Annotated in this window: 19 protein-coding genes; 10 read left to right on the plus strand and 9 right to left on the minus strand. The window is 69.1% G+C overall.

From position 1 onward, the window contains the following. Together ACFE87_RS19145 and ACFE87_RS19150 are read left to right on the plus strand one after the other, a co-directional pair. Positions 1-639 (plus strand): ABC transporter permease (locus ACFE87_RS19145; RefSeq protein ID WP_375461251.1); only part of this gene is annotated, 639 nt, incomplete at its 5' end. Then, positions 636-1802 (plus strand): ABC transporter permease, encoded by a 1167-nt coding sequence (locus ACFE87_RS19150; RefSeq protein ID WP_375461252.1) that lies wholly within the window; start codon positions 636-638, stop codon positions 1800-1802. The genes ACFE87_RS19145 and ACFE87_RS19150, both read left to right, overlap by 4 nt. 71 nt (positions 1803-1873) lie before the next feature. Here the strand turns inward: ACFE87_RS19150 and ACFE87_RS19155 are convergent, their stop codons facing one another. The 3 genes from ACFE87_RS19155 to ACFE87_RS19165 all read right to left on the minus strand — a co-directional run bounded on the left by ACFE87_RS19155 (position 1874) and on the right by ACFE87_RS19165 (position 4761). Further along, positions 1874-2497, minus strand: a complete 624-nt coding sequence (locus ACFE87_RS19155; protein ID WP_375461253.1) for a 2-hydroxychromene-2-carboxylate isomerase — start codon at positions 2495-2497, stop codon at positions 1874-1876. 12 nt (positions 2498-2509) lie between these two features. After that, a complete protein-coding gene (locus tag ACFE87_RS19160) occupies positions 2510-2833 on the minus strand; it encodes a TMEM43 family protein (RefSeq protein WP_375461254.1) in 324 nt (107 codons plus the stop codon). A gap of 455 nt (positions 2834-3288) precedes the next feature. Further along, positions 3289-4761, minus strand: a complete 1473-nt coding sequence (locus ACFE87_RS19165; RefSeq protein WP_375461255.1) for a DEAD/DEAH box helicase — start codon at positions 4759-4761, stop codon at positions 3289-3291. A gap of 325 nt (positions 4762-5086) precedes the next feature. On the opposite strand from ACFE87_RS19165, the gene ACFE87_RS19170 reads away from it, so the two are divergent. Beyond that, positions 5087-5290, plus strand: coding sequence for a general stress protein (locus ACFE87_RS19170; RefSeq protein ID WP_375461256.1), 204 nt, complete (start codon positions 5087-5089; stop codon positions 5288-5290). Positions 5291-5544: 254 nt separating this feature from the next. Here ACFE87_RS19170 and ACFE87_RS19175 read toward each other — a convergent pair whose 3' ends face one another. Together ACFE87_RS19175 and ACFE87_RS19180 are read right to left on the minus strand one after the other, a co-directional pair. After that, positions 5545-5892, minus strand: a complete 348-nt coding sequence (locus ACFE87_RS19175; RefSeq protein ID WP_375461257.1) for a hypothetical protein — start codon at positions 5890-5892, stop codon at positions 5545-5547. Positions 5893-5970: 78 nt separating this feature from the next. Further along, positions 5971-6771, minus strand: coding sequence for a response regulator (locus ACFE87_RS19180; RefSeq protein ID WP_375461258.1), 801 nt, complete (start codon positions 6769-6771; stop codon positions 5971-5973). Between the two features lie 225 nt (positions 6772-6996). Between ACFE87_RS19180 and ACFE87_RS19185 the strand changes: the two genes are divergently transcribed. Both ACFE87_RS19185 and ACFE87_RS19190 read left to right on the plus strand, forming a co-directional pair. Continuing rightward, positions 6997-7155, plus strand: a complete 159-nt coding sequence (locus ACFE87_RS19185; protein ID WP_375461259.1) for a NepR family anti-sigma factor — start codon at positions 6997-6999, stop codon at positions 7153-7155. Continuing rightward, complete coding sequence (locus ACFE87_RS19190) at positions 7152-7697, plus strand: sigma-70 family RNA polymerase sigma factor (protein ID WP_375461260.1); 546 nt, start codon at positions 7152-7154, stop codon at positions 7695-7697. Before ACFE87_RS19185 ends, ACFE87_RS19190 begins: the two co-directional genes overlap by 4 nt. 76 nt (positions 7698-7773) lie before the next feature. Here ACFE87_RS19190 and ACFE87_RS19195 read toward each other — a convergent pair whose 3' ends face one another. Next, positions 7774-7950, minus strand: coding sequence for a DUF1328 domain-containing protein (locus ACFE87_RS19195; RefSeq protein ID WP_375461261.1), 177 nt, complete (start codon positions 7948-7950; stop codon positions 7774-7776). Positions 7951-8029: 79 nt separating this feature from the next. After that, positions 8030-9226 (minus strand): glycosyltransferase, encoded by a 1197-nt coding sequence (locus tag ACFE87_RS19200; protein WP_375461262.1) that lies wholly within the window; start codon positions 9224-9226, stop codon positions 8030-8032. Between the two features lie 34 nt (positions 9227-9260). On the opposite strand from ACFE87_RS19200, the gene ACFE87_RS19205 reads away from it, so the two are divergent. From ACFE87_RS19205 to ACFE87_RS19215, 3 genes are all read left to right on the plus strand, one after another. Then, a complete protein-coding gene (locus ACFE87_RS19205) occupies positions 9261-10193 on the plus strand; it encodes a class I SAM-dependent methyltransferase (RefSeq protein ID WP_375461263.1) in 933 nt (310 codons plus the stop codon). A gap of 136 nt (positions 10194-10329) precedes the next feature. Further along, a complete protein-coding gene (locus ACFE87_RS19210) occupies positions 10330-17754 on the plus strand; it encodes an SDR family NAD(P)-dependent oxidoreductase (protein WP_375461264.1) in 7425 nt (2474 codons plus the stop codon). A gap of 107 nt (positions 17755-17861) precedes the next feature. Next, positions 17862-19118 (plus strand): aminotransferase class I/II-fold pyridoxal phosphate-dependent enzyme, encoded by a 1257-nt coding sequence (locus ACFE87_RS19215; protein ID WP_375461265.1) that lies wholly within the window; start codon positions 17862-17864, stop codon positions 19116-19118. A 21-nt stretch (positions 19119-19139) separates the two neighbouring features. On the opposite strand, the gene ACFE87_RS19220 is transcribed toward ACFE87_RS19215, so the two are convergent. Together ACFE87_RS19220 and ACFE87_RS19225 are read right to left on the minus strand one after the other, a co-directional pair. Then, a complete protein-coding gene (locus tag ACFE87_RS19220; RefSeq protein WP_375461266.1) occupies positions 19140-21098 on the minus strand; it encodes a polysaccharide biosynthesis protein in 1959 nt (652 codons plus the stop codon). 81 nt (positions 21099-21179) lie between these two features. Continuing rightward, entirely contained in the window at positions 21180-22148 is a 969-nt protein-coding gene (locus ACFE87_RS19225) for an NAD-dependent epimerase/dehydratase family protein (RefSeq protein WP_375461267.1), read from the minus strand. Between the two features lie 113 nt (positions 22149-22261). Between ACFE87_RS19225 and ACFE87_RS19230 the strand changes: the two genes are divergently transcribed. Together ACFE87_RS19230 and ACFE87_RS19235 are read left to right on the plus strand one after the other, a co-directional pair. Beyond that, on the plus strand, positions 22262-23632 hold the full coding sequence (locus tag ACFE87_RS19230) for a nucleotide sugar dehydrogenase (RefSeq protein WP_375461268.1): 1371 nt from the start codon (positions 22262-22264) through the stop codon (positions 23630-23632). Positions 23633-23667: 35 nt separating this feature from the next. Further along, complete coding sequence (locus ACFE87_RS19235) at positions 23668-24813, plus strand: DegT/DnrJ/EryC1/StrS family aminotransferase (protein WP_375461269.1); 1146 nt, start codon at positions 23668-23670, stop codon at positions 24811-24813. The last annotated feature ends 59 nt before the right edge of the window (positions 24814-24872 follow it).

The raw sequence follows: 24872 nt of genomic DNA on the forward strand, positions 1-24872 counted from the left end.
ATCCCGATCGCGATCTACTCGGCGACGCGGCAATATTCCGTCGGCGACTACATCGCGACCTTCATCGGCTATATCGGCCTCGCGACCCCCAGCTTCCTGCTGGCGCTGATCCTCCTCTATTACACCAATCGCTGGATGGGGATATCGATCGGCGGGCTCTATGACGCGAAGTATTCGGGCCAGCCATGGACCTGGCCGAAGATCCAGTCGCTGATGTCGCACTTGATCGTGCCGACGCTCGTCATCGGGCTCGGCGGCACGGCGGCCATGATCCGCCGCATGCGGGCGAATCTCCTCGATGAACTCGGCAAGCAATATTACGTGACCGCCAAGGCGAAGGGCCTGCCGGAAACGCGCGCGCTCCTGAAATATCCGTTCCGGATGTCGCTGAACCCCTTCATCGCCGACATCGGCAACCTCCTGCCGCATCTGATCTCGGGCTCGGTTCTCGTCTCGCTCGTTCTCAGCCTGCCGACGGTCGGGCCGATCCTGCTCGCGGCGCTGAAGAGCCAGGACCAGTTCCTGGCCGGGTTCATCCTGATGTTCGTGGCCATGCTGACGGTCGTCGGGATGCTGATCTCGGACCTGCTGCTGGCGATGCTCGACCCCCGCATCCGGCTCGGGGGCGAGGCGCGATGAGCGCGCTTCTGGCGAGCCGGCCGGGCCATTTCGTCGACGACGCCCCGTTCGATCCCGGCGCGACGGAGCCCGGCGGCGCGGAGAGCGACAGCTTCTACCGCGCCTCCGCCTGGCGGCTGACCTGGTGGAAGTTCAAGCGGCACAAGGTGGCGGTCGCGGCGGCCTATCTGCTCCTCTTCTTCTATGCGCTCGTCCCGATCGTCGAGGCCGTGGCGCCTCACAATCAGACGAAGCGCGACGGCGACTTCATCTACGCGCCACCGCAGCCGGTGCACCTGTTCCACGACGGCGGCTTCGTGGGCCCCTTCGTCTATCCGTACCGTTTCACCTTCAACCTCGAGACCTTCCGGCGCGATTATGTGGTGGACCGCACGAAGCCGCAGCCGCTCCGCTTCTTCTGCGAGGGTGACGCCTACGAGCTCTGGGGCCTGATCCCGGCCAAGGTGCATCTGATGTGCCCGCCCACGGGCGGCACGGCCTTCCTGTTCGGCACCGACCGGCTCGGACGCGACCTGTTCTCGCGCATCATCTACGGGGCGCGGATCTCGCTCACGATCGGTCTCGTCGGCATCGCCGTGTCGTTCACGCTCGGCCTCTTCTTCGGCGGGCTCGCCGGCTATCTCGGCGGCTGGGTCGACAACGTCGTCCAGCGGATGATCGAGATCCTGCGCTCGCTGCCGGAGCTGCCGCTCTGGCTCGCGCTCTCGGCCGCCCTGCCGCCGAACTGGAGCCCGATCCTCGTCTTCTTCGGCATCACCATCATCCTCGGGATGCTGGACTGGCCGGGTCTCGCTCGAGCGGTGCGATCGAAGCTGCTGGCGTTGCGCGAAGAGGATTTCGTGCGGGCCGCCGAACTCATGGGCGCGTCGAAGACCCGGATCATCGCCCGCCACCTGATCCCGAACTTCATGAGCCACCTGATCGCGTCGGCGACCCTGTCTATCCCGTCGATGATCCTCGGCGAGACGGCGCTCTCCTTCCTCGGTCTCGGGCTCCGGCCTCCGGTAACGAGCTGGGGCGTGCTCCTGAACGAGGCCCAGAACCTCGCAGCCGTGCAGCTCCACCCCTGGCTGCTGCTGCCGATCCTGCCCGTGGTGCTGGTCGTCCTCGCCTTCTCCTTCATGGGCGACGGCATGCGGGACGCCGCCGACCCGTATCACTGAGCTGGTGGGCCGTAGTGGGTCCTTCGAGGCCTCGCTTTGCGGGGCGGAGGCAGAAGACGAGCCTTGAAGCCCTAATCCGGCCGGTAGGCCGGGCGCCCGCTCCGCAGCGCCTCGCCCAGCAATTCGAGCCGGTCCTGGCCCCAGAACAGCTCGCCGTCGAGCGAATAGGTGGGGGCGCCGAAGACGCCGGCTTCCAGGGCTGCCGCAAAATTGGCCTCGTAGAGTCCGATGGCGGCCTCTGCCCGGGCCGCTTTCAGCACTTGGCCAGGATCGCTCGTGCCGGCCTCGCCTAGAACCGCCGCGATCGTTTCCGGCTCGGCGAGGTTGCGATCCTCGGCCCAGAAGCCGGCACCCGCAGCTCGGATGAAGGGGCCGGGATCGCGGCCGGCAGCGAGAAGGGCCGCGACGCAGCCATCCGCTAGGGTCGCATCGAACGGAGCGTGTCTGGGCGCGAGGTTCAGCGGAAGGCCGCGCCGCTCGCGCCAGCGCTGCAGCTCGACCAGCCGGTAAAGCTGCCGCACCGGATGCCGTCGCGGCAGGGGCAGGCCGCCGGTCTCGTCGAAGACGCGACGGACCGGCATCGGCCGGTACAGGATGGCGGCGCCGTGCCGGGCCGCGATCTCGGTCAGGAGGGGATAGCCGAGATAGGCCCAAGGGGAGCCGAGCGTGAAGTAATACGCGATCTCCCGCCCCATCCGGCGCTCCCGTCAGGTTGCCGGGCGCAAGCCTGCTCGCCCGGTGACCGCCTGCGCCCCACGGCGCTGCTTCGACGGCCACCTCACCCCGTAGATGATCGCAACGCCCGCCACCAGGATGCCGACGGATACGAGCGGGCGATGGAAAAGCCAGGCGATCGCCACGACCAGCGGCGCCAGCACGGCCGTCAGCGCGAAGGCGGCGAGCACCGTCCCGGCGCCGAGCAAGCTGCCGACGATCGGGACGATGTCGCCGACCACCGCGATCGGCCGGAGCACCATCGCGAAGCCGACCCCCATGAGGATCGTGGCGACCAGCCGGATGATCCAGGTCACGTCCGGTTGTCCGCCTGCATTACCGCCGTGACCACGACGAGCGCGAGGCCGGCCAGCACACCGCCCGATCGCCCCCGACATCTTCTCGAACCAGGAGACCTGGCGCGTCTCGGAGAAGCTCTCCCGCCCGCGCTGTCGTCGTGACCGAAGCTCGGCAGGCTGACGAACCGCTGCCAGCGCCGTCCCCGTACGGCTATCGCCGTAAAGGCTGTCGGTGATCGAAATGCTGCCGGCTTCCGGACCCGAAGAGCTTGCATCGGAGAAACCGGGAGGATCCCGGCCGCTGCAATCGGGTCGATCGCCCATTGCCTGTCCCCAGTCTCACGCGGCCGACATGACCAAGCCGCCGCGAGGATCGCGCGGCACGTGGACTTGGCTCTGGGGTACAGCCCTGTCGGGCTGATTGCCGGGGCGCAACCCGGCAGAAACAGAGCTGACCGCTCTGAGCCCTGGCGTCAGCGACCGCCGCGGTCGAGCCAGGCGACGCTGCGGCCCTCGGCGCCGCCCTGCCCGGGCGAAGCCGCCGGGCGGGCCGGACGCGAGGACGGCCCCCGGCCGGCACCTTGGCCGTCGCGGCGGGGGCTGTCCTGCGACCCGCCGTTCGCCTGGCCGCCCTGTGAGCGCTGCCGCTGCGGCTGGGACTCGCCCCGCAGGTTCGGCGCCCAGCTGTCCTTCCGGGCCGGCGGGCGGCCCTGGCCGGCGGGACGCGGGGCGCCGCGTCCATTGCCGCCGCGCGAATGCGGCGCGGCCCCCCGGGGCTCGTCGACCATGGCCGGCATTTCCGCCTTCGCGGCGGCGAAGCCGGACGGGAGCGGCGCGACCGGGATCTTCTGGCGGGTCAGCTTCTCGATATCGCGGAGATAGGCCCGCTCGTCGCCGTTGCAGAAGGAGATCGCCTGGCCGGCGGCCCCTGCCCGGGCGGTCCGCCCGATCCGGTGGACGTAGCTTTCCGGCACGTTCGGCAAATCGAAATTGATGACGTGCGAAACGGCATCGACGTCGATGCCGCGCGCCGCGATATCGGTCGCGACGAGGACGCGGCAGCGCCCCTCCTTGAAGTCGCCAAGTGCGCGCTCACGCTGGCCCTGGCTCTTGTTGCCGTGAATGGCGGAGGCCGGGATGCCGCTTCGCCCGAGCTGGGTCACGACACGGTCGGCCCCGTGCTTCGTGCGGGTGAAGACGAGCACGCGTTCGATCGCCTCGTCCGACAGCACCGTCCGCAGAAGCGCCGCCTTGTCGCCGGTCGAGACGAACATCACCGTCTGCTCGACGCGCTCGGCCGTGGTCGCGACCGGCGCCACGGAGACCTTGACCGGATCCGAGATGAACTGAGCCGAGAGCGACTCGATCGCGTTCGGCATCGTGGCCGAGAAGAACAGCGTCTGGCGCTTCTTCGGGACGAGCGTCACGACGCGCCGGAGCGCGTGGATGAAGCCGAGATCGAGCATCTGGTCGGCCTCGTCGAGGACCAGGATCTCGACATCGCGCAGCGAGAGGCTGCGCTGGTCGACCAGGTCGAGCAGGCGACCCGGCGTCGCGACCAGGACGTCGACGCCGCCCATCAGGGCGCGCTGCTGGCGCCCGATCGGCACGCCGCCGAAGACGACCGTGGTCGAGAGACGGAGGTGGCGGCCGTAGGTCTGGAAGCTCTCGGCGATCTGGCTCGCGAGCTCACGGGTAGGGCTGAGGACGAGAACGCGGCACCCGCGTGGCTGCGGCCGCGTCGGCGTCTCGGCCAGACGATGCAGGATCGGCAGAGCGAAGGCGGCGGTCTTGCCGGTGCCCGTCTGGGCGATGCCTTGGAGATCGCGCCCGGCCATGACGTCCGGGATGGCTTTCACCTGGATGGGCGTGGGCGTGACATAGCCCTCCTGCGCAAGCGCCTTCAGGATCGGCGCCGCGAGGCCGAATTGTTCAAAGTTCGACAAGGATGGGATCTTTCAACCAGGCGCCGGGCATCGATAGCCGGAGCGGCGCCGTCTCGGAGAGGGCACCCGCGTGATGGGGTGCACCGACGATGAAGCGAATGAAGATGGGGCCGGGCCGCGCTGAACGCGGGTACCGTCACGCAGCCCCTCTCAAGCGTCTCGAGTTCCGAGCGCTGACGCTGTGAGCCGCATATGCGGGCGCTGCGCCGAAAAGTCAATGTTTCGCCCCAACGACTTGCTTCGAACCGACTTGTTTTGGTCACCGGAGCGGAACCAAGGATTCAGCTTGGCGGTTGTCGGTCCATAGCCAGGACAGGAGAACAAGATGCCGAAAGGTCATCTCGGCTCGACGCGAGGTTTCGCGTCGATGGATGAAGATCGTCAACGTGAGATCGCGAGCAAAGGTGGCCGCAGCGTTCCGGCGGAGAAGCGTTCCTTCTCTCAGGATCGCGGCTTGGCCTCCGAGGCGGGTCGAAAAGGTGGCCAGGCGTCCGGCCCGCCGAGACATCCCGGCGACGATGGCTTCTGAGACAAAACTCGGAAGAACAATCGCGTCAAGCCTCGGAACATTCCCGCTATCGCTGCCGTTTCTGCGATAAGCGGATGCTAACTTTTGCCCCAAATGGGCGGGCACCAATAGGGCGTGATCTCCTTGCGATCACGCCCTTTTCCTGGTGCCAACTGGGGAGCCGAAAACGTTGAGGACGTTGGCAGAGGATCACGCATGGCGGTAAGGAGTGCCGACCGTCAAACGACCTGTCGGCTCCGGACGACCGCGCCTTCTCAGGTCACGCACCGCGCGATTTGAGAGGCCATGGCGGAGCGGACCAACCCGCTGATGACCCGCTCGCAACCGACCGGGACCTTGACCCGCTTAGTATCCTTGGGAGCAATCCGCGCCGCGTGCCGGATCAAAACCGGGGCGGAAGGCTCAGCCGCGCCCTTGTTTCCCGACGCGGAGCCGGTCGCGGTAAGCGTCATCTGTCGAGGTGTCTCGATCGTCGTTGCGACCACGGGACCACCGCTGCCAGCCTCCTTGGCGGCGGCGCCCAGGCCTGAAGGGGCAACGATGTAGGCGAGCCCAGCCGAGGCGAGCGCGATGACAGCAAGGCTCGAACGATCGCGGACCATGAGGTCCTCCGCGCCAGAAGGCAGAGGATCAACTTGGAAAGGGCCTCGCGGTTCCTTGGACGTTTGCCGTTCGTGGGACTACGCGTCGGCGTGATCGCGGCGCCGCGCGGCCTGCTGGAAGAACAGCGCCTGGCTGATCACGGCCGACACGTTGGCGGGCTGGAACGGCTTGGCGATCAGGAAGGCCGGCTCGGGACGCTCGCCGGTGAGGAACCGCTCGGGATAGGCCGTGATGAAAATCACCGGCACTTCGAAGGTGGCCAGGAGATCGTTCACGGCATCCAGCCCGGAACTTCCGTCCGCCAGCTGAATGTCGGCAAGGATCAGGCCGGGGCGCTTGCGCCCGGCAAGCTCGACCGCTTCGCTGCGCGTCCTGGCAACGCCGGTGACGTTGTGACCGAGCCCTTCGACGAGGGATTCGAGATCCATCGCGATGAGCGGCTCGTCCTCGATGATCATGATAGCGGTCGCGATATCGGCCGCGAGTTCGCGTCCCGCCTCGTCCACCAATTCGCGGACACGGTCCACGCCGGCGTCCAGGATGATCGCCGCCTCCTCCTCGGAGAAGCCTTCGAGGCTGGACAGCAGAAAGGCCTGACGCGGCAGCGCCGTGATCTGCCCGAGCCTCACCTCGGCCGGAAGATCGCGGATGACGGGCTCGTTCTCGCCGTTCACGGCGAGCGAATTCCAGATCCGGGTGAAGACGCGGAACAACGCGACCTTGACGTTGGCGTCGGCGCCGATCGTGGCAGGATCGCTCACCAGCGTCTCGAGCGTGGCTGCCACATAAGCGTCGCCCGCAAGCTGGCTCCCCGTCAGCGCCCGCGCGTAACGCCGCAAATACGGGAGATATTGCACGACGAGTTGCGCTGGTGACATTCAGAGCCCCTGGGGACGCGACCGGTTTGGAATGGGCCGGGTGGTAGACAATCCGCGCCCAACCCGCAAGCGAGGGAAAAGTTCCAGGCTGGGTGGAACCGACGTCCTGAGCTCCGCGTTAGAAGCTGTTTACAACGTGTTTCGATTGGGGTGGGCATGGCGGGTTCGGCGAAACGGGGCGACAACGATCCCAGGGCCGTAATGAATGGTTCGACGCATATCGGAATGAGAGATCAGGGCCCGGGACTCGATCGGGTGATCCAGGCGCAGATCGGCGACAAGTTGCGCGCCATGTACGGTGAATTGACCGACCAGCCCGTCCCGGACCGGCTCACCGCGATTCTCTCCCGAATCGGGGCCGCCGGACGGGAGACCGGCTCGTGAGCCCAGAACCGGAAATCAGGGACGCGCTTCTCGGCGCCGTGCCGAGCCTCCGGGCGTTTGCGATCTCCCTCTGCGGCCAAGTCGATCGGGCGGACGACCTCGTTCAGGACACGCTCCTCCGAGCGCTGTCGCATATCGATCGGTTCGAGCGCGGCACCAATCTGAATGCGTGGCTCTTCACGATCCTGCGGAATCTCTTCCATTCCGAGTACCGGAAGCGGCGGCGGGAGGTGGAAGATCCGGACGGGTCCTATGCCGGCCGCCTGAAGACCCAGCCCGAGCAAGGCGCCCGCCTCGATTTCGAGGATTTCCGCACGGCTCTCGCCAAGCTGCCGCCGGACCAGCGCGAAGCATTGCTTCTGGTCGGGGCCTCCGGCTTCTCCTACGAGGAAGCCGCCAACATCTGCCAATGCGCCGTCGGCACGATCAAGAGCCGCGTCAACCGCGCACGCTCCCGGCTGGCCAGCCTCCTCGCCGTCGATGATGTCGAAGATCTGGGTCCGGACAAGATGACGAGGGCGGCATTGCAGTTGACTGGCTGACGCTTGGCGATCCGATCATCCGGATACGAAGACGCCGCCCGACGGGCGGCGTTTTCACGACCGGTTGCGATCCGGGTCAGACCGTCGGCGAGCGACCACGCAGCAGTCCGACCACCGCCGAGACGGCGAAGAGGACGACCGCCACGAAGAAGATCAATTTCGCGATTTCGACCGCGCTGCCGGCGATGCCGCCGAAGCCGAATACGGCGGCGACAAGTGCAACGAGCAGGAAAGTCAGTGCCCAGCCGATCATGAGATGCCTCGCCATACTGCCGACCGTTCCGGCTTGTCAGTAAAACCCTGATCTCGCGCCAGAGTTCCCTTTGGGTGCGTCAAGTCGTCATGCCGCTCTCGGACGGTCTGCCACCGTGGCTCAGGATGCGAGTCTCATTCCGGCCCCGCACCTCATAGACGACCCCCGCCCATCGGATCTGGCGCGACCATCCGGCAGCCCAGGCCGCCGCCGCGTGAAAGCAGATCCAGACAGGGGCAAGCCACCGCTCGGCAAACCGGGTTCGGGCATTCAGGGCGTCGCCGTCGAGGCCCCAAAGCCGTCTGGCGATCCGGGCCCGGAGATACACTCTCAGTTGCCCGAGACCGATCGCGGCCGCGAGGACCGCTATCGCGAGCCGGTCCCCCGTGAACGCGAGGGCTGCCGCCGCGAGCGCGGCCAGGATCGGTCCCGTCAGCATCACGAGGGCCGTGATCCAGGAGCCCGGCAGGTAGAAGCGGACGAACATGTGCTGCCGGCGGATGAAGGCGAAGGCCGAGGCCCAGCTATGCTCGACCGGTGAGATGACGACGAGCCCTTTCGGCGTGAAGACCCGAAGCCCGTGCTCGTGCAGGATCAGGGTGATCAGGACGTCGTCGACGACCGCCCCGGACAGGCCTCTCCGCAGGTCGATCGCCTCCAGCGTCTCGCGCCGCATGGCGAGCGTGCCTCCCCAGCACACGCTCCACAGCCGCGGCAGCGTCAGCAGCGAGGCATTTGCGGCTGCGACGATGGCGCTCGGGAGGTCGTCCCCCCGGGGCACGATCCAGCGGTGGCCCGTGACGGCCGCGATGTCGGGGTCGCGCACCAGCGGCCGGACGAGGCGGGTCAGCCAGTCGCGCTGCGGCAGCGTATCCGCATCCACGAAGGCCACGATCTGCGGATCCGGCCCGAGATGGGCGATGGCATGACGGATATTGTGGTTCTTCTGGCCCTCGGTCTCGGCCAATCCGGCGACCAGGACGGACATCGGAGCGCCCTCCCCTCTCGCCGCCTCCTGAAGCACGGCGAAGGCCGGGTCGGCCTCTGATTCCACCACCGCAACGACCGTGTAGTCCGAGTAGGAAAAGGAGCGCAGGCGGGCGACGAAACCGGGGAGGTCCGGGCCGGCCCCTTTCACCGGGGTCACGACGACGACCGGCGGTTCACTTTCGGGCGAGAGTGGCTTACCGAGGTCCCTCGGGAACCGCCAGGCGAACCACATCGCGACGACGAATTGCGCCAGCCAGGCGAAGATCAGCCCATACAGACCCAACATGATTGCCGATCCGAGCCGATCGTCTCAAGCCGGCATGCCGCCTGCGCCGCTCTGCCCGATTACACGGCGCCCGGCCTTCCGTCACGTCCAATGGATCTCGACGCGCTTTCTGGCCGACCTCTGGCGCTACGGCGGCCGCGTCGACGTCGCCGACCTGCTCCGGCCGGCGGGGCCGCGGCTCGGGCTTTGGGAATCCCCGACCGGCCTCATGTTCTTCGATCCGCCGATCGCGGGCGACGCGGCCTTCTACCAGCGCTTCTACGAGCATCTCGGCGCACACGAGAAATTGACCGGCCCGAAAACCGTCCGGCGCGAGTTCCAGATGGCCGCCGCGCAGGTCTTGCCCGGCGACAGGATCCTCGACGTCGGTTGCGGCCTCGGGGGGTTCCGGGCCTACGTGCCTGAGGCGGGCTACACCGGGATCGATCCTCATTTCGGAGGACACGATCCTAACGGGGCCGTCCTCGCGGTCGGTGTCGAGGAGCACGCTGCGCAATGCGGGCCCGTCTACGACGTGGTCTGCGCCTTCCAGGTGATCGAGCATGTGCCCGACCCGCTCGGCTTCGTCCGTGCGATGGTGGCATGCCTCAGACCCGGCGGTCGCCTGATCCTGGGTGTCCCCTTCTGGCCCTCGCCCAACACGACGATCCCCAATTTCATCATCAACGCGCCGCCGCACCACCTCACCTGGTGGAGCAAGGGCTCCCTGGAGGCGCTCGCGCGGGAGCTCGGGCTCGAGCCCGACCACGTGCGGCCGGTCGAGATGAGTCGCCACGAAGCGCTCATCTACTGGATGGCCAAGGTCACTCCGATCCGTTGCTCCAAGCTGTTCTTCGCGCCGAAAGTGAGCTGGCACGTCGCCCTCGCCGTCAGCTACGCCATCGCGCGGGCCATCTACGCCGTCTGTCCTCTACCGTCCCGCACCGGACCTAACGCGTTGCTGCTGGTCGCCCGTAAAGGGGGCTGAAGCGGGGCGGCGATGCAGGCCGTCGGACGGCGACTCCTCTGACGACGTCTTGGTCCCTCGACCCAACGTTGCTGAGTTCGGACGACCGTTCTATGACGGCAGGCTTCAATGCCGTGTCGCGATCGGAGCTGTCTGGGTGCGGAATGTAGAACCATCGCGCGATGTCGCTGTCGTGGGGAGGGCATGTCGGCTGCCGGGCGCCTCCTCGGTGGACGCGTTGTGGGACAACCTCGTCGCGGGGCGCTGCTCCGTCACGCAGGTGCCGCCGGACCGGTGGTCCCTCGCCAAGCACGGGCACCCGCGACCGAAGGAGCCGGGCAAGAGCTATGTCTGGGCGGCGGGCGTGCTCGACGACGTCTGGGGCTTCGATCCGTCGGTCTTCGGTATCTCTCCGCGCGAAGCGGAGCAGATGGACCCGCAGCAGCGGCTGATGCTGGAGCTGACCTGGGAGGCGCTCGAGGATGCCGGGATCCGGCGCTCGGCGATCGCCGGCACCGATGTCGGCGTGTTCGTCGGCGCGTCCTCGACCGAGTACCAGAACATCCGCAACACCGACATGGCCGGCGGCGACGCCTATACGGCCACGGGTGGCGCCCTCTCGATCGTCTCGAATCGCATCTCGCACGCGTTCGATTTTCACGGCCCGAGCTTCACGGTCGACACGGCTTGCTCGTCCTCGCTCGTCGCCCTGCATCAGGCGATGGAGGCTCTCCGGTCCGGCCGCATCGACACCGCGATCGTCGGCGGCGTGAACCTGCTTCTCAGCCCGTTCGGTTTCGTGATCTTCTCGCAGGCCTCGATGCTGTCGCCGACGGGTCTCTGCCGGACCTTCGACGCCAAGGCCGACGGCTATGTCCGGGCCGAAGGCGGGGTCGTCCTCGTGTTGAAGACGGCCGCGAAGGCGGCTCGCGACGAGGACCATGTCCATGGCCGGATCGTCGCCTCGGGCGTCAATTCGGACGGCCGGACGAACGGCATCGCGCTGCCGTCCCGCTTCTCTCAGGCGAAACTCCTGCGCGAGGTGTACAAGGGCGCCGGGATCGAGCCGTCCCAGGTCGCTTTCGTCGAGGCGCACGGAACCGGCACCCGGGTCGGCGATCCGATCGAGGCCCGAACGATCGGCGACGTCCTCGGAGGTGAGCGCACCGATCCCCTTTGGATCGGCTCGATCAAGTCGAATATCGGCCATCTCGAACCCGCCTCGGGCCTGGCGGGCGTGCTGAAGGCCATGCTGGCGCTCGAGCACGACACCTTGCCGCCGTCCCTCCATTACGAGGATCCGAATCCGGAGATCCCGTTCGAGGAGCTTGGCCTTGCGGTCTGCACAAGCGCGACCGCGCTGCCGGCGAGCGACCGGCCCCGCTATGCGGGCGTGAATTCCTTCGGTTTCGGCGGCACGAACGCGCATGTCGTCGTATCGGACGCCGTCGCGCGGCCTTCCGCAACGAGGCGGTACGGCGGCAGCTCCGACCTGTTCGCGATCTCGGCGGCCAGCCGTCCGGTCGTGCGCGACCTCGCTCGGCGCTACAGCGAGCGCCTCTCGTCGGCGAGCTTCGAGGAGGCACGCGAGATCGTGGCCGCCGCCGCGCACCGGCGTGAACTCCTGTCCGAGCGGGCCGTGATCCAATGGGGTTCGCCGCGCGACCTCGTCCGCAAGCTGGAGCGTGTCGCGGACAAGGACGGCGACGTCGCGGACGTGACCTGGGGAACGGTCACGGAAGTCGACGCGCCCGTCGCCTTCGTCTTCTCCGGCAACGGCAGCCAATGGCCCGGAATGGGACGCGGCGCCTACCACTCGAGCCGGCGTTTCCGGGAGACCTTCGACGAGATCGACGCGCTCTTCGACGTCGAATTCGGCTGGTCGGTCACGGAAGCCCTGTTCAGCAACGACATCGAGCAACGCCTCCGGCTGACCCACATCGCGCAGCCCTTGATCTTCGCGACCCAGATCGGGGTTTCGCGGGCCCTCTCCGCCGAAGGCCTCGAGCCCGTGATGGTGCTCGGACACAGCGTCGGCGAGATCGCCGCCGCGACTGTGGCCGGCGCCCTCTCGCTTCGCGATGCCGTACGGGTGATCCACACCCGTTCCGTGCGCCAGGAGATCGTCCGCGACACGGGCCGGATGGGCGTCGTCGTCGGGACGCGCGAGCAGGTCGAGGCCCTCTGTTCCGAGGTTGGACAACTCGAGATCGCAGCCGAGAATTCCCCCCGCACCTTCACGGTCGCGGGCCCGACCGAGAAGCTCGCCGCGCTCGGCGTGCTCGCCCGGAAGCGCCGGATCGTGTTCCGCCAGCTCGACCTCGACTATCCCTTCCATTGCGGCCTGATCGATCCCGTCCGGGAGCCGCTGATGCGAGACCTCGCCGGCCTGAAAGCCAGGTCGACCAAGGTCGACATGATCTCCACCGTGACGGGCGACCTCATCGAGGGCGCGGAGCTCGGCGCGGAATACTGGTGGCGGAATGTCCGCGAGCCCGTGAAGCTGTCGGCCGCGTTGATGACTGCGGCCCGTCGCGGTGCGCGCATCTTCGTCGAGATCGGCCCCCGGAGCCTGCTTCTCGCCAACATCACCGAGACGCTCGAATCGGGCGGCTTTCCGGTCGCGGCGATCGGCGTGCTCGAGCGCCGGAGCGAGCCCGAGGAGCGCGACCCTATTCGGCCGGCCGTGCTCTCGGCCTTCACGCTCGGGGCCCCGATCGAGCTCGAGAAGCTCTTTGGCCCGGAGCCCTCGCGGCCGGTCTCGCTCCCGACCTATCCCTGGCAGCGGCGCGATCTCAGGACGGCCGAGACCCCGGAGGCCGTCGGCTTCACGCTCGATGCGAGCTGGCACAGGCTGGCCGGCGGTCGCAACAGCTCCGACGGCGTCGAGTGGCTGAACCAGCTCGATACGCTGAACTTGCCGGAACTGGCAGACCACGAGGTCGGCGGCCAGGCGATCCTGCCGGGCGCGGCTTTCGTCGAAATGGCGCTCAAGGCTGCGCGCGACTGGTTCGACCGCCCCAATGCGGCCCTGCTCGAACTCGACATCGTCCAGGCGCTCCCGCTCGAATCGGACCGGGCGAAGGAGGTGAAGGTCCGCCTTTCGCCGGCCACGAACACGCTCGAAATCCTGAGCCGCGCGCGCCTTTCGCGAGCCGGCTGGCACCTGCACGCGACGGCGAGGCTGTCCCCCGGCACCGACGACGAGATCGAGGCGACGCTCCCGGTCTCGGAAGACGAGGTCGTCGAGGCCGACGGGATCTACCGGGCCGCGGAGGCGGTCGGGCTGCGCTACGGGCCTGCCTTCCGGTTGCTGAAATCGGTCACCCGGGTCGGCGAGCATTCGCTGCTGGTCGACCTGATCCCGTCCGAGACGATGCCCGGCTACGGCATCGATCCGGCCCGTCTCGACGCCTGTTTCCACGGCCTGTTCGTCCTGCTGCAGGATCTCGGGGCGGAGCGGCGGGGCACGGCCTACATCCCGGTCCGGTTCGGACATACCCGCCTGCTCCGGCCGGGTGCAGTCCTGGCTCGCGCCCTCATCGAGATCGTGCGTTCGGGCGAGGGCTCGATCGTCGCCGATTTCACGCTGTTCGACGAAGCCGGACAGGCGATCGGACATCTGCACGAGGCGCGTTTCCAGGCGGCCCGCGTCCGCCGCCCCGTGGTCCTCTCCGACACCGCGCTCACGACCCAGACGGTCGCGATGGATCTTGGCTCGCTCGGGCTGTCCGGGGTCCCGGCCAAGGCCGACGCGATCCTCACCGCTGCCCGGAGCCTGGTCGCTCCGACCGCCGAAGGCGATGACCGGGCGGGCGACGCATATCTGCTGCTCGAGGGCTGGGCCGAGGCGGCCGGGTTCGAGGCCGCACATGGCGTGGCCTCGTCGGGCCAGCTTTCGCGCGACCGGCTTGCTGGGCTCGAGGCGCGTGCGGCGGCCTGGCTCGCCCATATTCTCCACGCGCTTGAGAGCAGCGGGCTGGCCGAGGAGACCGAAGAGGGGTGGCAGCTCGCGGCGGCCGACAGCCTGCCGCGTGCGGATGCCATCCTGCGGACGCTCGCGGCCGAACATCCGGAGCGTTCGGCCGAACTCCTTCTCGCCGGACGTCTGACGGGCCCGGTCGCGGTCTCGGAAGGTCTCGCGTCCCTCTCGCCTCCTCCGTCGAACATCGTCGACGGCCTGGAACTCGGCGGTGCTGCCGCGCGCGCCGCAGGGGACATGCTGCTGCGATTGCTGGATGCCGGCGGGGCGCTTCGCGGCCAGGGTCTCCGCATCCTGCAGATCGGCTACGGCCCGCTGTCGCATGCCCTGGCACGGATCTGCACGCAATCTCAGTCCCGCCTGACGATCCTGGAACTCGATCCACGCCGAGTCGAACGCGCCAAGCTGGCCGTTCACGGCAGCGATCTCGCCTTCGCTCCGTCGATCGAAAGCCTGTCCGGATCCTTCGATCTGGTCGTGTCGGCGGACGGGCTGCATCGTTTCGAACGCGCCGGCGCGACGCTCGCCGAAATCCGCAAGGTGACGGCGCCCGATGGGCTGCTCGTCGCGCTCGAGGCCTCGCCATCGTTGTTCCGCGACGTGGTCCTGGGCCTTGGGGAGGGGTGGTTCGAGACCGGCGCAGGGCCGATTCCGCTCAGTCCGCTTCGATCCGGAGAGGAATGGCTGCGCGAGGTGGGCGCGGCCGGGTTCGCGGACACGGCGACGGAGTCGCTGCCGGTCGGATCGGAGGATGCGGTTCTCCTGGTCGGGGCCGTGCCGCCCGTCGAGGCCGGAGAGTTGGGCCGCCGCACCATAGTCATCCAGGCTGAGCGCGAAGGCGCCGGCCTCGGGCTCGCCGTCCGTCTAGACGCCCTTCTCGCGCTCGATGGTCACGATGTCCGTCTCGTCGGCCGAGACCAGGTCTCCGCGGCTCTCGCGATCCAGCCGGGCGAGACGATGCTGTTCGTGGCCTCTGCCTCGGACGAGGACGACGTCTCGCGTCTCCGCGACGGCTGCCTCGCCCTCAAGACCTGCGCGGAACTCTGTGCCGGCGGGAAGAACGAGCTCTGGATCGTGGTGGAGGCCGATCGCGGCCGCGACGCCTTGGCGGACCCGAACGCGGCCGCCCTGCTCGCCTTCTCGCGCACCCTCGCCAATGAATACGCGACCCTCGTCGTCCGCCGTGTCGCCATCGGCACGACAGCCACCCCCGAAAGGGCCGCCGAGGCCTTGCGGGCCCTGTTGGCGGTCGAGCAGACCGAGACCGACATCGTCATCGGCGAGGCCGGCACGGCCGCGATGCGGGTCCTGCCCCTCGGCAGCGAGCGTCCCGTGGGAGCCACTCGGGCCGCGGCTGCGAAGCTCGAGAGGGGCCATGCGGGCGGGCTCGCCGGCCTCTCCTGGCAGCCTGCCGACCCGGCCGCACCCGGCCCGGGCGAGGTCCAGATCGAGGTCGAGGCGACCGGACTCAACTTCCGCGACGTGATGTGGGCCATGTCGCTCCTGCCGGACGACATCCTCGAAGACGGCTATGCGGGCGCGACGCTCGGCCTCGAATGCGCGGGCCGGGTCAGCGCCGTCGGGGCCGGTGTGAGCCGCTTCCGTCCGGGCGAAAAGGTCGTGGCCTTTGCGCCCTCGGCCTTTTCGACCCGGGTCTCCATCTCCCAGAGCGTGGTCGCCCCGGTCCCCTCGGGCTGGAGCACGGAAGCGGCAGCCGGAATCCCGGTGGCCTTCCTGACGGCCTATTACGGGCTCGTGACGTTGGGGCGCCTCAAGGCCGGCGAGTGGGTCCTGATCCACGGCGCGGCGGGCGGCGTCGGCCTCGCGGCTCTGCAGATTGCGCGCTGGCGCGGGGCAACCGTGGTCGCAACCGCGGGCTCGCCCGAGAAGCGGGACCTCCTGCGCTCGCTCGGCGTCGAGCATGTCCTGAATTCGCGTTCGGCAGCTTTCGCCGACGACATCCGTCGTCTCCGGCGGGAGGGAGTGAATATCGTCCTCAACAGCCTCTCGGGCGAGGCGATGGAACGCGGCCTGTCCACTCTCGCGCCGTTCGGCCGCTTCATCGAGCTCGGCAAGCGTGACTATGTTGCCAACACCCAGATCGGCCTCAGGCCGTTCCGCCGCAATCTCAGCTATTTCGGCGTCGACGTGGACCAGTTGCTGTCCGACCAGGACCGCGCCTCCGAGATCTTCGGCACGATCATGGCGCTGTTCGAATCGGGCGAGTTCACGCCCCTGCCCTACCGCGTCTTCCCGGCGGACGAGACGCTGGACGCCTTCCGGCTGATGCAGCAATCCGGGCATGTCGGAAAGATCCTGCTCCGGCCTCCGGCGGAGCCGGTCGTGGACCGCCGCTCCGAACCCTTCCGCTTCGACCCCGACCGGACGCATCTCGTCACGGGCGGATTCGGCGGCTTCGGCCTGGAGGCCGCGCGCTGGCTGGCCGACAAGGGCGCGCGCCACCTCGTCCTCATCGGCCGGAACGGCCCCCAAAGCGAGGAGGCCCAGGCTCTGGTCGACGAACTCGTGGCCCGCGGCGTCCAGGTCCGTGCCGCGGCCTGCGACGTGGCGGACGAGGAGGCGCTCTCCGGCCTCCTCACGGAGGTCGCGGCGGACATGCCGCCCCTCGCCGGCGTGCTGCACGGTGCCATGGTCCTCGACGACGGGCTCGTCGCGAATCTCACGGCCGATCAGCTGACGCGGGTGCTTCGTCCGAAGGTCGAGGGCGCGATCCAGCTCGACCGGCTCCTGGCCGACACGCCTCTCGACTATTTCGTGATGTTCTCGTCGATCACGACCTTTCTGGGCAATCCGGGCCAGGGCGCCTACGTGGCGGCGAACGGCTATCTCGAAGGCCTCGCCCGCCTGCGGCGGGAACGTGGTCTACCCGGGCTTGCGCTCGCCTGGGGCGCCATCTCGGATGTCGGTGTCCTGGCGCGCCAGAAGGGTCTCGCCGAGGCTCTGTCGAAGCGGGTCGGGGTGCGGGCGATGCCGGCCCGAGACGCGCTCGATCTCATGGCGAAGGCGCTGTCCGAGACAGGGTCCGATCCGTCCCGCGCGGTGCTTGCCGTCGGGTCGCTCGATTGGGGCGCGGCGCGCCGGCTACCCGCGCTCGGGTCGCCGACCTTCGCGGCTCTCGTCCGGGAAGGCAGTGTCGGCGAGGCGGCCGAGCGCCAGAGCTTGGACCTGAAGGGGCTGATCGCGTCGCAGCCGCCGGAGGTCGTGCGCAAGCGGGTGCTGGAGGCGATCGTCGAGGAGATCGCGACCGTCCTCCGGGTGCCGAAACAGGACGTGAGCCCGAACAAGCGCCTGTCCGAAACAGGCCTCGACTCGCTGATGGCGATCGAACTCGCGACCGCGCTCCAGGACCGGTTCGAGCTCGACGCGCCGCCGACCGGCTCGGTCGCCGCGATGACGACCGCGGCTCTGGCCGATCACATGATCGGCTTCGTCCAGGCGGCGCATCCCGATGAAGAGATCCGGGTGACGCAGGCCCTGAACGACCGCCATGCGGGGGTGGATCTCGATCTCGAGGCGGTGTCCTCGGTGGCGCAGGCCGTGACGGCCCGCAGCAAGGACCTGAAGGGCTTGATGCATTGAGCACCGGCCAGGACGCTCGCCTGTCCGCGGCTGAGCGGCAGGCGCTGCTTGCGCGCGTGTCACGTCGGAAGAGTGCGGCCCCGCCCCCGCTGCGGGAGCGACCGGCCGTGCCGGATTCGGCCACGGATTTCACCACGCTCCCGGGCTACCGGGAGATGCAGACGCAGCGCTCCTTCGCGGAGATGTTCGGGATCGAGAACCCGTTCTTCCGCGTGCACGAGGAGCGGGCCGGCGCCGAGACCCGGATCGGGAACCGCACCTACGCCAATTTCGCCTCCTACGATTATCTCGGACTGAACGGCCATCCCGAGGTCTCGGCAGCCGCGAAGGCCGCCATCGACCGCTACGGCACCTCGACCTCGGCCTCGCGGGTCGTGGCCGGCGAGCGGCCTATCCATGGCGAACTCGAGAGGGCCTTGGCTTCGCTCTACTCTGCCCAGGATTGCGTCGTCATGGTCAGCGGCCACGCGACCAATGTCGGCGTCATCGGCCAGATCATCGGATCGCGCGACATCGTCCTCTACGACGACCTGATCCACAACAGCGTGGCGCTCGGCGCCCAGCTCTCCGGCGCGACGCGCCGCTCCTTCCCGCATAACGACCTCGACGCGCTCGAAGCCCTGCTAGACGCGCAGCGCCACCAGCATGGACGCGCCCTCATCGTTGTCGAAGGCCTCTACAGCATGGACGGGGACTGGCCCGACCTTCCCCGGCTGATCGAGATCAAGCGGCGCCACGGCGCCTGGCTGATGGTCGACGACGCGCACGGCCTCGGCGTGCTCGGCGCCCGCGGCCACGGCGTTGCCGAACAGACCGGAATCGATCCGCGCGACGTCGACATCTGGATGGGCACGCTGTCGAAGACCCTCGCTGGCGCCGGCGGCTACGTCGCCGGGCCGTCGCCCCTCATCGACTTCATCCGGACGAGCGTCGGCGCCTTCGTGTTCAGCGTCGGCCTGTCCCCGCCGGTGGCCGCGGCCGCCCATGCCGCGCTCGGAATCCTCCTCCGCGAGCCGGAGCGGGTCACGAAGCTGCACGCGAATGGGGGCGCCTTCCTGGCCGCCGCGAAACGCCATGGCCTCGATGTCGGCACGAGCGCCGGCCTCGCGATCACGCCCGTGATCGTGGGCGAGTCGCTCAAGGCCGCGACATTGTCCGACCGGCTCTCGCAACGCGGCTTCAACGTCATGCCGATCCTGCATCCGGCCGTGCCGGAGCGGCTGGCGCGCCTGCGCTTCTTCATCACCTCCGAACACACGATCGAGCAGGTCGAAGAGGCCGCGCAAGCCACGGCCGAGGAGATGGCCAGCCTCGTTGGCACGGCCGACGCGCTCCAGAGCATGGCGGCGCAGCTGAAAACGTAGGACGTCGGCCGGGAGGCTGCGTCAGGCGCCCACGATCCGGAGCCGGGCCGCGGGCCGATCGCCGGCCGCGACCGCGGGCGGCAGTGCCTCATGGTCGGCCGCTCCCTCGCCGCGCCGGTATTCGGGGACGAGCGTGAGGAGTGTGGCGAGCACTGCCGGGCCGTCATGGGCCGCGACAGCGGTCCGGAGCCGCGCGAGCCCCGCATCGAGCTCTGCCGGATCGACGGCGCGAGGCGCGGCCGCCCGCACACCCGGAATGCCGGTCGGGCGCAATTCCTCGCCTTCGCTCTCCAGCACCTCGCTCAACCGCTCGCCGGGCCGCAGCCCCGAGAAGGCGATCTCGACATCGATGTCGGGCTCGAGCCCGGCGAGGCGGATCATGCGCCGGGCGAGGTCGACGATCCGGATCGGCTGGCCCATGTCGAGGACGAAGGTCGGCGAGGCGTCGGGCGACCGGATGCCATCCGCCGACGCCATCAGGACGAGCCGCACCGCCTCCTGGATCGTCATGAAATAGCGCTCGACATCCGGATGCGTGACCGTGATCGGTCCGCCCGCCTTCAGCTGCTCGGTGAAGAGCGGGATGACCGAGCCCGATGAGCCGAGGACGTTGCCGAAGCGGACATTCAGGAAGCGGGTCGGCTGACCGGCCGCCCTGGATCGCCGGTCGGCATCGGCGAAGATGAGCTCGCCCGCCCGCTTGGTCGCGCCGAGGACCGAGACGGGATCGACGGCCTTGTCCGTCGAGATAAAGACTGCGCAGGCGGCCCCGACCGCCTGCGCAGTCCGGGCCACTTCGAGCGTGCCGAGCGTGTTCGTCGCTGCCGCCGCGACCGGATGGGCCTCGACGATATCGACATGTTTGAGCGCCGCCGCGTGGAAGACGATGTCCGGCCGGAAGCGCGAGAAGGCGAGGCCGAGATCGGCCGCGTCGCAGACGCTGCCGAGATGCTGCACCACGTCCATCTCGGGATCTCGGCTCTTCAGCTCGCGGGCGATGCCCCACAGCGCCAGCTCCGAATGGTCGAGGAGCATGAGCCGTGAAGGGCCCATCTCCGCCACCTGCCGGCAGAGTTCCGAGCCGATCGAGCCGCCCGCTCCCGTCACGGCGACGCTGCGACCTCCGACGAGCGCGCGGACAGGACCGAGATCCATCTCGCGCGCGGAGCGCCCGAGAAGGTCGTCGATCGAGACCGGCGCGAGCTTCACGGGGCTTCCCTGCTGGCCGATCTGGGTCATCGATTGCGAGACCCGGACGGTCGGGAGGCCGAGCCGGCGCGCCGTGCCGAGGAGATCGTCGACGCCTGCCCCGGCCTCCAGCACCTCGCGCAGGATGACGAGGCGGCGCGGCTTGATGCGCCGGATCTCGAGCTGCCGCATCACCTCCTCGAGTTCGGTGAGGCGGCCCATGATCGGCACGCCGTGGATGCGCTCGCCGAGATAGCGCGGCTTCACCGTGAGGAGCGCGACCGGGTCGAGCGAACTTACGGCATCCGAGCGGAGGCGGCGGATGAGCTGGTCGGCCTCGTCGCCTGCCCCCGCAATCAGGACAGGGATGCGATAGGCGCCCCGAAGGGCCCGGCGGTCGCGCCGCCGGCTGCGATAACTGCGGTAGAGGACCCGTGGCCCAGCCAGGAGCGCGATCTGCACGAGCCAGTAGATCACCGGAACCGTGCGGGGCACGATCACCTCGCCGCGGGCCAGGAAATCCACCACGACCAGGAACACGGCCGGCACGGCGGCGGCGGCCGCGATCCGCCCGAGATCGGCGATGGACACGAAGCGCCAGGGCGAGCGCGGCAGCCGGAACAGGTAATAGGCGATGAGCGCGAGCGGCATCGCGGCCGCGCAGACGAGCAGGATGCTGTCGAAGCGGAGCCAGAATTCGGGCGAGCCCCAGCGCAGATAGAAGCTGACGAGGAGCGCCACCGCCGTCATGGCGACGTCATGGGCCCCGATGATCAGCCGGCGATAATTCACAGCGCGTCCCTGCGGGCGAGCGGCCTCGTGCCGGCCCGGCCTGCGGCCCTGACTATCAGAAGGCGCGGCGTCCGGGCAGCCTCAGCGCCGCGCACGCACCGCGGCTCCGACCGCCCGGAGCGAGGTTGCCGTATCGACGACATCCCGGAACCCGAAACGCTCGCGGAAGCCGCGCGAATCCACGGCGAGGTCGTCGAACAGCCGCCGGGCCATGCCCTCCCGACCGAGCCTCACGGCGATGTTGCGGACGAGCCCGACCGGCAGCGGCAGCAGCGGGGCGCGCTGCCCCGCCCCCTCGCGCAGCCGGCGCAGGATGGCACTCGTCGAGAGCGGCTCTGCATCGCCGAGGACGAAGGTGCCGGAGGCGGGCCGGTCGAGCACGAGGGCGATGGCGGCGACGAGGTTGTCGAGCGACAGGAGCGTGCGCTGGTTGCGAATGCCGCCGAGCGGGAGGGGAAGCGGCAGAGCCGCGAGGCGGGCGAGCCGCCCGAGATTGCCGCCGACGCCGGGCCCCGCGATCAGCGGCGGGCGGAGGATCGTCAGCAGGGTCGGGCAGCGGTCGTCCTCCGCCGCATTCCGCAGGTCCTGCTCGGCCGCGAGCTTCGACCGGCCGTAGGGTGTCTCCGGACGAGGCGGCGTCCGGTCGTCGAAGGACGCGTCGGGCGGGCTCTCGCCGCCCAGCACCGTGATGCTGCTCATCTGGATGAAGGAGCCGACTCCGCGGGCCGTGGCAGCCTCGAACAGGCGGAGCGAGCCCCGCCGGTTCACCTCGTCGAAGATCTCGACTTCGGCCCCGGCTCGTTCCGGGGCGACATGGACATGGGCGGCTAGATGGACGACCGCCGAAATCCCGGCGAGCGCTTCGTCCCAGACCGTCTCCCGCCCGATCTCGCCGACGACGACGTGGCGCAGGCCGGGCCGGGGCTCCGGCGGGAGAGACGTCCCCCGGACCGCGACCGTCACCTGCCGGCCGCGCGCGAGCAGGTCCTCGACGACCCGCCTGCCGACGAATCCCGTCCCGCCGGTGACCAGGACCGCGCCGTCTCCCATGCGACTGGCGTAGCCCGCCAGACGCGCCTCCTCAACCCCGCCGCTTGATCGCCGGGAGACCGTTGCCTAAACCGCCCGCAGGCATTGGGCTGGTCCGGTGCCGGACAAGCGTCATGGATGCAGCCCTGGTCGCGCCGAATGCGACCCCTCTTCCCGCTGCCCTCGACGGGCTCCTCGAACGGATCGACAGCCGCACGGCCCGGATCGGAATCCTGGGCCTCGGCTATGTCGGGCTGCCGCTCGTCGCCGCGATCGGCACGGCCGGCTTTCCGGTGATCGGCTTCGACATAGACCCGGCAAAGGTCGAGAGCCTGAACGGGGGGCGCTCCTATATCCGCCAGGTCCCGGATTCCGCGGTCGCCGCCATGGTGGCGACGGGCCGCTTCGAGGCAAGCGCCGATTTCGGACGGCTTGGCGAATGCGACGCCCTCCTCATCTGCGTCCCGACGCCGCTCGGGCGCCACCGCGAGCCGGACTTGACCTATGTCGAGCGGACCGCCGAGGCGATTGCCGCCACGCTCCGGCCCGGGCAGCTGGTCGTCCTGGAATCGACAACCTATCCGGGCACGACGCTCGAGGTTCTGCGGCCGATCCTGGAGCGGGCCGGCCTGCGCTCGGGCCAGGACTTCGCCCTCGCCTATTCGCCGGAGCGCGAGGATCCCGGCAACACGACCCATTCGACAGCCGCGATCCCGAAGGTGGTGAGCGGCGACGGCCCGGCTGCCCAGCGGCTCGCGATCGCGCTCTACGGGTCCTTCGTGGTGCGGGTGGTGCCGGTCTCGACCCCTGGGACGGCGGAAGCCGTGAAGCTCACCGAGAACATCTTCCGGGCTGTCAACATCGCGCTCGTGAACGAGCTGAAGCTCGTCTACGACGCGATGGGGATCGACGTCTGGGAGGTGATCGAGGCGGCGGCGACGAAACCCTTCGGCTTCATGCCCTTCCAGCCCGGCCCCGGGCTCGGCGGCCATTGCATCCCGATCGACCCCTTCTACCTCACCTGGAAGGCGCGCGAATTCGACGTCGCGACCCGCTTCATCGAGCTCGCGGGCGAAATCAACACCGCCATGCCGGCCTTCGTGGTCGACCGGCTCGCGGGTGCGCTCGACCGGCAGGCTGGACGCGGCCTGCGCGACGCCGACATCCTGATCCTCGGGCTCGCCTATAAGCGCAATGTCGACGATACGCGCGAGAGTCCGGCCTTCCGCCTCATCGAGCTGATCGAGGCGCGCGGGGCCCGGACCGCGTATCACGACCCCTGGGTGCCGGTGATCCCGCCGACCCGCGAGCACGCCGCCCTGTCGGGCCGCCGCTCGGTCGACCTCGCGCCGGACACGATCGCCCGCTTCGACGCGGTCGTGATCGCGACCGACCACGATGCCATCGACTACCCCGCGCTCGCCGGGGCGGCGCGGCTCGTCGTCGACACCCGCAACGCGATGGCGCGGGCCGGCCTTTCCGGCCCGACCATCGTCAAGGCCTGATTCGGGCACCAAGCCGCCCGAGGAGCTTCGTCGCCATGAACAAAGCCGTCCCGCCGCCGAGCCTGCCCTTCATCGACCTCGCCGCCCAGCGCGTTCGCCTGGGGCCTGCGATCGAGGAGGCGATCCTCCGCGTCGTGCGGCACGGAGCCTATATCCTCGGTCCCGAGGTGACGCAGGTGGAAGCCGATCTCGCGGCCTTCTGCGGCGCGAAACACGTGATCTCCTGCAGCAACGGCACGGACGCGCTCAGCCTCGTCCTGATGGCGAAGGGCGTCGGGCCGGGCCACGCCGTCTTCTGCCCGTCCTTCACCTACACGGCGACGGCCGAGGTCGTAGCGCGGGCCGGCGCGACGCCGGTCTTCGTCGACGTGCTCGAGGACACGTTCAACCTCGATCCGCAGAGCCTCGAGGCCGCGATACGGTCGACCCGCCGCCTCGACCTGAAGCCGGTCGGCGTGATCCCGGTCGACCTCTTCGGCCAGTCGGCCGACTACGGGTCGATCGCGGCGGTCTGCGAGCGCGAGGGTCTCTGGATGCTCTGCGACGCCGCCCAGAGTTTTGGCGGCAGCTACAAGGGTCGCCGCCTCGGCACCTTCGGGATCGCGACGACAACGAGCTTCTTCCCGGCCAAGCCGCTCGGCTGCTACGGCGACGGGGGCGCGATCTTCACCGAGGATGACGACCTCGCCGACGAGTTGCGCTCGCTGCGCTTCCACGGCCTCAGCCCCGATCGGACCGATCACGTCCGGATCGGCATGACGGGCCGGCTCGACACGATTCAGGCGGCCGTGCTGATCGAGAAGCTGCGCGTCTTCGAGGACGAGATCGATGCCCGGAACCGCATCGCGAGAAGGTATTCGAAGGAGCTGGCGCATGTCGCCACGCCCCCCTTCATTCGGCCGGATTGCGTGTCCAGCTGGGCGCAATACACGATCCGGGTCCGGCCCGAGCAACGCGAACAGCTCGCCGCGGACCTGAAAGCTCAAGGCATCCCGACCGCCATCTACTATGCGAAGCCCCTGCATCAGCAGAGCGCCTACCGGGACTACCCGATCGGCGGGAATGGCCTGCCCGTCTCGGACATGCTCGCCCGAGAGGTCATTTCCCTGCCGATGCATCCCTATCTCGACGAGGCGGTCCAGGACCGAATCGTCGAGGCTGTCCGTGCCGCGTCGCGCTGACCGGGAGCGAAGCGAGCCCCGCCTTTTCGGCGGGGCTCGTCGTTCGTCCTCCGGCGGGG

It is taken from the genome of uncultured Enterovirga sp. (genome assembly GCF_964242715.1).
Classification (GTDB): Bacteria; Pseudomonadota; Alphaproteobacteria; order Rhizobiales; family Beijerinckiaceae; genus Enterovirga.